The sequence below is a fragment of the Kitasatospora sp. NPDC093558 genome, assembly GCF_040683475.1.
Taxonomy (GTDB): domain Bacteria; phylum Actinomycetota; class Actinomycetes; order Streptomycetales; family Streptomycetaceae; genus Kitasatospora.
On the sequence record NZ_JBFBDY010000307.1, the window covers coordinates 1 to 7,802 of the forward strand.

7 protein-coding genes and 5 tRNA genes are annotated in these 7,802 nt (G+C 70.2%); 11 read left to right on the plus strand and 1 reads right to left on the minus strand.

Going from position 1 to position 7,802, the window contains the following annotated elements; genetic code table 11:
* The first annotated feature begins 70 nt into the window (after positions 1–70).
* The 7 genes from AB0O00_RS24500 (at position 71) to AB0O00_RS24530 (ending at position 3,112) form a co-directional block, all read left to right on the plus strand.
* Entirely contained in the window at positions 71–871 is an 801-nt protein-coding gene (locus AB0O00_RS24500; protein ID WP_363655133.1) for a fumarylacetoacetate hydrolase family protein, read from the plus strand.
* Entirely contained in the window at positions 864–2,363 is a 1,500-nt protein-coding gene (gene gltX, locus AB0O00_RS24505) for a glutamate--tRNA ligase (protein ID WP_363655135.1), read from the plus strand. The genes AB0O00_RS24500 and gltX overlap by 8 nt, the downstream gene beginning before the upstream one ends.
* Before the next feature lie 237 nt (positions 2,364–2,600).
* Positions 2,601–2,672, plus strand: a tRNA-Gln gene (locus tag AB0O00_RS24510).
* 46 nt (positions 2,673–2,718) lie between these two features.
* A tRNA-Glu gene (locus tag AB0O00_RS24515) sits at positions 2,719–2,791 on the plus strand.
* A 27-nt stretch (positions 2,792–2,818) separates the two neighbouring features.
* Positions 2,819–2,891: transfer RNA gene (locus tag AB0O00_RS24520), tRNA-Glu, on the plus strand.
* A gap of 26 nt (positions 2,892–2,917) precedes the next feature.
* Positions 2,918–2,993: transfer RNA gene (locus tag AB0O00_RS24525), tRNA-Glu, on the plus strand.
* A gap of 44 nt (positions 2,994–3,037) precedes the next feature.
* Positions 3,038–3,112, plus strand: a tRNA-Gln gene (locus AB0O00_RS24530).
* Between the two features lie 158 nt (positions 3,113–3,270).
* On the opposite strand, the gene AB0O00_RS24535 is transcribed toward AB0O00_RS24530, so the two are convergent.
* Positions 3,271–3,984, minus strand: a complete 714-nt coding sequence (locus tag AB0O00_RS24535; RefSeq protein ID WP_030246527.1) for an IclR family transcriptional regulator — start codon at positions 3,982–3,984, stop codon at positions 3,271–3,273.
* Between the two features lie 234 nt (positions 3,985–4,218).
* Between AB0O00_RS24535 and leuC the strand changes: the two genes are divergently transcribed.
* The 4 genes from leuC (at position 4,219) to AB0O00_RS24555 (ending at position 7,611) form a co-directional block, all read left to right on the plus strand.
* Positions 4,219–5,640 carry a 3-isopropylmalate dehydratase large subunit gene (gene leuC, locus AB0O00_RS24540; protein ID WP_363655137.1) on the plus strand — a complete coding sequence of 474 codons (1,422 nt, stop codon included), beginning with the start codon at positions 4,219–4,221 and terminating at the stop codon, positions 5,638–5,640.
* 3 nt (positions 5,641–5,643) lie between these two features.
* Positions 5,644–6,240: a 3-isopropylmalate dehydratase small subunit gene (gene leuD, locus AB0O00_RS24545; RefSeq protein WP_363655139.1), complete on the plus strand. Its 597-nt coding sequence runs from the start codon at positions 5,644–5,646 to the stop codon at positions 6,238–6,240.
* Positions 6,241–6,581: 341 nt separating this feature from the next.
* On the plus strand, positions 6,582–6,770 hold the full coding sequence (locus tag AB0O00_RS24550; RefSeq protein WP_329929747.1) for a hypothetical protein: 189 nt from the start codon (positions 6,582–6,584) through the stop codon (positions 6,768–6,770).
* A 133-nt stretch (positions 6,771–6,903) separates the two neighbouring features.
* Positions 6,904–7,611 carry an HU family DNA-binding protein gene (locus AB0O00_RS24555; protein ID WP_363655141.1) on the plus strand — a complete coding sequence of 236 codons (708 nt, stop codon included), beginning with the start codon at positions 6,904–6,906 and terminating at the stop codon, positions 7,609–7,611.
* Positions 7,612–7,802 lie beyond the last annotated feature (191 nt).

A 7,802-nucleotide genomic window follows, 5' to 3' on the forward strand; every position in this document is an offset into this window, starting at 1 on the left:
GGCCGGGCGGGGCGCCCACCAGCGCCCGGGGGCGCCCCGGGCGGCCGACGAAGCGAGGGGTAGCCCAGCCGTGCGCATTGCGAGGTTTTCCGTCCGGGAAGGGAGCCCTGCCGCCGGCAGCGTCTCCTTCGGCGTCGTGGAGGGGGACCCGGCCCAGCCGGAGTCGCTGGTCGTCCACGCCCTGGCCGGCCACCCGTTCGGCCAGCCGCAACCCACCGGCGAGAGCTACCGCTTCCAGGACGTCCGGCTGCTGAGCCCGATGCTCCCCAACAAGATCGTGGCGGTCGGCCGCAACTACGCGGCCCACGCGGCGGAGATGGGCGGCGACGTCCCGGACGTCCCGCTGACCTTCTTCAAGCCGTCCACGTCGGTGATCGGCCCGACCGAGAGCATCGCCTACCCGCCGTTCTCCTCGGACGTCCACCACGAGGCCGAACTCGCCGTGGTGATCGGCCGGATGTGCCGCGAGGTCCCGCTGGACCGGGTGCCCGAGGTGATCCTCGGCTACACCTGCGCCAACGACGTGACCGCCCGCGACGTCCAGCAGCGCGAGGGCCAGTGGGCCCGGGCCAAGGGCTTCGACACCGCTTGCCCGCTGGGCCCCTGGATCGAGACCGACCTCGACCCGGCCGACCTCGCGATCACCTGCACGGTCAACGGCGAGCTCCGCCAGACCGGCCGCACCTCCCAGATGGTCCGCTCGGTCGCCGAGCTGATTGTCCACGTCTCCGAGGCCATGACGCTGCTGCCCGGCGACGTCATCCTCACCGGCACACCCGCTGGGGTGGGCCCCATCAACGTCGGCGACGAGGTCGCCGTCTCCGTCGAAGGCATCGGCACTCTCGCCAACAAGGTGATCAAGCGTGGCTAACACTGACCCGGCCGTCCGGGTTCGCTTCTGTCCCTCCCCGACCGGCAACCCCCACGTGGGCCTGGTCCGCACCGCCCTCTTCAACTGGGCCTACGCCCGCCACAACGGCGGCACGCTGGTCTTCCGGATCGAGGACACCGACGCGGCCCGCGACTCCGAGGAGTCGTACGAGCAGCTGCTGGACGCGATGCGCTGGCTCGGCTTCGACTGGGACGAGGGCCCGGAGGTCGGCGGCCCGCACGCGCCGTACCGCCAGTCGCAGCGGATGGACATCTACGCGGACGTCGCCCGCCGCCTGCACGAGGCCGGCCACGCCTACCACTGCTACTGCAGCACCGAGGAGCTGGACGCCCGCCGCGAGGCCGCCCGTGCGGCCGGCAAGCCCTCCGGCTACGACGGCCACTGCCGGAACCTGACGGACGACCAGGTCGCCGTCTACAAGCTGGAGAAGCGCGAGCCGATCCTGCGCTTCCGGATGCCCGACAAGACCATCGCGTTCGACGACCTGGTGCGCGGCACGCTCAGCTTCGAGCCGGAGAACGTGCCGGACTACGGCATCGTCCGGGCCAACGGCGCCCCGCTGTACACCCTGGTGAACCCGGTGGACGACGCCCTCATGGGCATCACCCACGTGCTGCGCGGCGAGGACCTGCTGTCCTCCACCCCGCGCCAGATCGCGCTGTACGAGGCGCTCGCCGAGATCGGCGTCGGCACCGGTGCCACCCCGCGCTTCGGCCACCTGCCGTACGTGATGGGCGAGGGCAACAAGAAGCTGTCCAAGCGCGACCCGCAGGCCTCGCTCAACCTGTACCGCGAGCGCGGCTTCATCCGCGAGGGCCTGCTCAACTACCTGTCCCTGCTGGGCTGGTCGCTGGCCGACGACCGCGACATCTTCGGCATGGACGAGCTGATCGCCGCCTTCGACATCGCGAAGGTCAACTCCAACCCGGCCCGCTTCGACCTGAAGAAGTGCGAGGCGATCAACGCCGAGCACGTCCGCAAGCTGGCCCCGGAGGACTTCGTCCGCCGCCTGGTGCCCTACCTCCAGGCCCCCGGCCTGCTGCCGGCCGAGCCCACCGCCGAGCAGCTGGACCTGCTCGCCAAGGTGGCGCCGCTCACCCAGGAGCGGATGGTCGTGCTGAGCGAGATCGTCAACATGGCCGGCTTCCTGTTCGTCGCCCCGGACGACTTCGCGGTCGACCCGGACGACGCCGCCAAGGCGCTGACCGCGGACGCCCGTCCGGTGCTGGAGGCCAGCATCAAGGCGCTGGAGGAGCTCGCGGACTTCACCCCGGAGCCGATCCAGGCCGCGCTGCGCGAGGCGCTGGTGGACGGACTGGGCATCAAGCCCAAGTTCGCCTTCACGCCGCTGCGGGTGGCCGTCACCGGCCGCCGGGTCTCGCCGCCGCTGTTCGAGTCGATGGAGCTGCTCGGCCGCCCCGAGACGCTGCGTCGCCTGCGCTCCGCCCTGGACGCCCTGCCGGCCGCCTGAACCGGTCGTCGAGCAGCCCGCGGGCCCGGCTCCGTGCCGGGCCCGCGGCGTACCCGGACGTCATCCACCGGCCCCCCGGACGCTGCCTGGGGTTATCGATTTTGGAGCCAGGGCAGACGTCGGGTAATGTTCTTTCTGCGCCGCCCGGGAGGGAACGGACGAGGGAGCGAAAGCCCCCCGCCGGAGCCGACCGAGAGGCGCAACGCCTGAGAAGAGCTCGCGAGGGTTCAACTCTGGTGGGGTATGGTGTAATTGGCAGCACGAGTGATTCTGGTTCATTTAGTCTAGGTTCGAGTCCTGGTACCCCAGCGCAGTACCGCAGTAACAGTAGTACCGCAGTACAAATGAAGATCAAGCCCCCGTTGTGTAGCGGCCTAGCACGCTGCCCTCTCACGGCAGTAGCGCCGGTTCGAATCCGGTCGGGGGTACTGATCCCGCAAGGGATCACCTGGAAAGCCCCCGTTGTGTAGCGGCCTAGCACGCTGCCCTCTCACGGCAGTAGCGCCGGTTCGAATCCGGTCGGGGGTACTGATCCCGCAAGGGATCGCCAGGAAGCCCCCGTTGTGTAGCGGCCTAGCACGCTGCCCTCTCACGGCAGTAGCGCCGGTTCGAATCCGGTCGGGGGTACCAAGGCAGGAAGCCGGTGGGCTCGCCCACCGGCGCTTGCTTTGTGTTGGGGTATGGTGTAATTGGCAGCACGAGTGATTCTGGTTCATTTAGTCTAGGTTCGAGTCCTGGTACCCCAGCCAGAAAAGGAAGGCCCCGGTTTCCCGGGGTCTTTTTCGTTTTCCGCGCAGCGCTGCGCAGCGCTGCGCAGCATCAAGCAGAACCACGCGGCACCGGCCCGGAAAAGCCCCGAGGGCTCCGATCGTTTTCGATCGGAGCCCTCGGGCCTTTCCTGAGGTTTTCAGCTGCGCCGCAGGGCCTCGGTGAGCCGGTTCGCGGCTTCGATGATGGCCTGGGCGTGCAGCCGGCCCGGGTGGCGGGTCAGGCGCTCGATGGGGCCCGAGACCGACACGGCGGCCACGACGCGGTTGGAGGGGCCGCGGACGGGCGCGGAGACGGACGCGACGCCCGGCTCCCGCTCGCCGATCGACTGGGCCCAGCCGCGGCGCCGGACGCCGCTCAGCGCGGTGGCGGTGAAGCGGGCGCCCTGGAGGCCGCGGTGGAGCCGCTCGGGCTCCTCCCAGGCCAGCAGGACCTGGGCGGCCGAGCCGGCCTTCATCGGCAGGGTGCTGCCGACCGGGACGGTGTCCCGCAGACCGGAGAGCCGCTCGGCGGCGGCTACGCAGATCCGCATTTCGCCCTGCCGGCGGTAGAGCTGTGCGCTCTCGCCGGTGACGTCGCGCAGGTGGGTCAGGACCGGGCCCGCGGTGGCGAGCAGCCGGTCCTCGCCCGCCGCGGCGGAGAGTTCGGAGAGACGGGGGCCGAGGATGAAACGCCCCTGCATGTCCCTGGTGACCAGACGGTGGTGTTCGAGTGCGACGGCGAGTCTGTGGGCCGTGGGGCGCGCCAGACCGGTGGCGGCGACCAGCCCCGCCAACGTGGCGGGGCCCGACTCCAGTGCGCTGAGCACCAGAGCGGCCTTGTCGAGAACGCCGACGCCGCTAGTGTTGTCCATGCCCTAAGACTGCAGTCTCATTCCGCGAGACGCAAGTTCAATCTCGCGGGAAAAGCGCCACTCTGGATAGCAGCAGCCCGGGAGACATCCAGGATGGGGCCTCGACAGAGTGTCCGCATCGTGGACACCGATCCGGCGTGCCGGTCGCGCGAAGCGCTCCGCACCATGGGCGGCGACAGCTTTGACCTCGACGACACGAGTAGGCCGGCAACGCGGCCGGCTGGAGGGAACCCGATGGGACGGACACTCGCAGAGAAGGTCTGGGACGACCACGTCGTGCGGCGCGCGGAGGGTGAGCCCGACCTGCTCTTCATCGACCTGCACCTGCTGCACGAGGTCACCAGCCCGCAGGCCTTCGACGGCCTGCGGCTGGCCGGCCGCCCGGTCCGCCGCACCGATCTGACGATCGCCACCGAGGACCACAACACCCCGACCCTGGACATCGACAAGCCGATCGCCGACCCGGTCTCCAAGGTCCAGCTGGAGACGCTGCGCCGCAACGCCGCCGAGTTCGGCGTCCGGATCCACTCGCTGGGCGACGTCGAGCAGGGTGTCGTCCACGTCGTCGGCCCGCAGCTCGGCCTGACCCAGCCCGGCATGACCGTGGTCTGCGGCGACTCCCACACCTCCACCCACGGCGCCTTCGGCGCGCTGGCGTTCGGCATCGGCACCAGCCAGGTCGAGCACGTGCTGGCCACCCAGACGCTGCCGCTCGCGCCGTTCCGCACCATGGCGATCACCGTCGAGGGCGAACTGCCCGAGGGCGTCACCGCCAAGGACCTGATCCTCGCCGTCATCGCGAAGATCGGCACCGGCGGCGGCCAGGGCTACGTCCTGGAGTACCGCGGTTCGGCGATCCGGAGCCTGTCCATGGAGGCCCGGATGACCATCTGCAACATGTCGATCGAGGCGGGCGCCCGGGCCGGCATGATCGCCCCGGACGAGACCACGTTCGCGTACCTCGAGGGCCGCCCGCACGCCCCCGCGGGCGAGGACTGGGACGCCGCCGTCGCGTACTGGAAGACCCTGGGCACCGACGAGGACGCGGTGTTCGACCACGAGATCTTCATCGACGCGAACGAGCTGACCCCGTTCGTCACCTGGGGCACCAACCCCGGCCAGGGCGCGCCGCTGGGCTCCGCCGTCCCGCACCCCGAGGACTTCGCGGACCCGCAGGAGCGCACCGCCGCCGAGAACGCCCTCAAGTACATGGGCCTGGAGGCCGGCACCCCGCTGCGCGAGGTCAAGGTCGACGCCGTCTTCGTCGGCTCCTGCACCAACGGCCGCATCGAGGACCTGCGCGCCGCCGCCGCCGTCCTGGAGGGCCGCCGGATCGCCGACGGCGTACGGATGCTGGTCGTGCCCGGCTCGGTGCGCGTCGCCCTGCAGGCCGTCGAGGAGGGCCTGGACAAGGTGTTCACCGCGGCCGGCGCCGAGTGGCGGCACGCGGGCTGCTCGATGTGCCTGGGCATGAACCCCGACCAGCTCGCCCCCGGCGAGCGCTGCGCCTCCACCTCGAACCGCAACTTCGAGGGCCGGCAGGGCAAGGGCGGCCGCACCCACCTGGTCTCCCCGCAGGTCGCCGCCGCGACCGCCGTCCTGGGCCGGCTGGCCGCCCCGTCCGACCTGACCGCCGACATCGCCGTGGAGGCCTGAGCCATGGAGAAGTTCACCACCCACACCGGCCGGGCCGTCCCGCTGCGCCGCAGCAACGTCGACACCGACCAGATCATCCCCGCGCACTGGCTCAAGAAGGTGACCCGCTCCGGCTTCGAGGGCGGACTGTTCGAGGCCTGGCGCAAGGACGAGTCGTTCGTCCTCAACCGCCCGGAGCGCCAGGGCGCCACCGTCCTGGTGGCCGGTCCCGAGTTCGGCACCGGCTCCTCGCGCGAGCACGCCGTCTGGGCGCTGCAGAACTACGGCTTCCACGCCGTCATCTCGTCGCGCTTCGCCGACATCTTCCGTGGGAATTCCCTTAAAAACGGCCTGCTGACCGTCGTCCTGCCGCAGGAGACCGTGGAGCGCCTCTGGGTGCTCACCGAGAGTGACCCCGCGGCCGAGATCACGGTCGACCTGGAGGCCCGCGAGGTCCGCGCCGAGGGCGTCACCGCGTCGTTCGAACTGGACGACAACGTCCGCTGGAGGCTGCTGAACGGGCTGGACGACATCAGCATCACGCTGCAGAACGAGGCCGACATCGCCGCGTTCGAGGAGACCCGCCCCTCCTTCAAGCCCCGTACCCAGCCGGTCGCCTGAGATCCCTTCAGAACAAGCATTCTGACGATCCGCCGGATGGCCCGCCCCCTCCTCGGGGGGGCGGGCCATCCGTCGTTCCGGAGCACGAGTTAGGGCCGTCGGCCCGCCCCCGATTGCCCATTTGGCTTTGCCCGAGAGGGCCCCGCGCATGCACAACTGCGGGTAGATGGCACAATCAGTGCATGCACCGGCACCATGAACCTCCGTACGCGGGCGGCGAACCCGCGCCTTCGGAGTCCACGGGCCGGGGATCCGAACGCCGAATTGACGAGCGGCCGGACGTCGCCTCCGCACCTGCTGAGGGGCCGGACGACCCGGAAGTCGCAGCGCTCTACGCGCTTGTGGCCGAGCGGTTGAAGCAAGCTCACGACCGTGTGCATGCGCTGAACGTGTCTACGGATGCAAAGACCGCTCTCACCCGTCAACTCCTGATCGTCACCGAGACCGCCAAGCGCGATCTTCCGGAGGCGGCAAGGCGGTTGAGTCGGTTTGTGCATGACCTCGACGAGGGGCGCCCGCCGCTCGGCTGAGGTCGCCGACGCGCAAATCCATTGCGACACTAGGGTGATTCGCGCGTTTGGTAATTGAAAGTCCGCAGATACATACCTAACGTGCGAAAAGAACGGATGGAATCATCCGGCGCCCGTTTCCGAAGGGGAAGACGTGAACAAGGCTCAGCTTGTCGAAGCGGTGGCCGAGCAGCTGGGCGGTCGCAAGGCTGCCGCAGAGGCCGTCGACGCAGTGCTCGACACCATGGTCCGTGCCGTTGTGGCCGGTGACCGGGTTTCGGTCACCGGTTTCGGCACCTTCGAGAAGGTGGAGCGCTCCGCGCGCTTCGCCCGCAACCCGCAGACCGGCGAGAAGGTCAAGGTCAAGAAGACCTCGGTGCCCCGCTTCCGTCCGGGCCAGGGCTTCAAGGACCTGGTCAGCGGCAGCAAGAAGCTGCCGAAGGAAGGCCCCTCGGTGAAGAAGGCCCCCAAGGGCTCCCTCACCCCGGGCAAGAGCGGCGTGGCCGCCACCCCGGCCGCGAAGCGTGCCGCCACCAAGCGCGCCGCCGCCGCTGCCGCCGCGCCGGCCGCCAAGAAGGCCGCCGCCAAGAAGACCGCCACCACGGCCGCCGCCAAGAAGACGGCGACCACCGCGGCGAAGAAGGCGACCGCCACCAAGAAGACCACCACGGCCGCCGCGAAGAAGACCACCGCGACCGCCACCAAGAAGACGGCCGCCGCCGCCAAGAAGACGACCACCACGGCCGCCGCCAAGAAGACCACCGCGACCGCCAAGAAGGCGACCGCCACGGCCAAGAAGACGGCTCCGGCGAAGAAGACCGCCACCCGCAAGACCACCGCGCGCAAGACCACCGCCAAGTAGTCCCACGCGGCGTCCTCGGACGGCCTTCGAGAGAAGCCGTGGCGCACCCGTTTCCGCACGACGCGGAGGCCGGGCCGCCACGGCTCTTTCACGTTCCGGGCGTCCGGCCGGCACCGCCGGCAGGGGGCGGTTCAGGCTTCGGCCGGGTCGGGGAAGGTCTGGAGCGTCACGAAGACCACGCGGCGAGCCTC

Bases quoted from the DNA above. Each gene is read 5' to 3' on its own strand.
- AB0O00_RS24535 (WP_030246527.1), bottom strand. From the start codon at position 3,984: ATGGACAACACTAGCGGCGTCGGCGTTCTCGACAAGGCCGCTCTGGTG.
- leuC (WP_363655137.1), top strand. From the start codon at position 4,219: ATGGGACGGACACTCGCAGAGAAGGTCTGGGACGACCACGTCGTGCGG.
- leuD (WP_363655139.1), top strand. From the start codon at position 5,644: ATGGAGAAGTTCACCACCCACACCGGCCGGGCCGTCCCGCTGCGCCGC.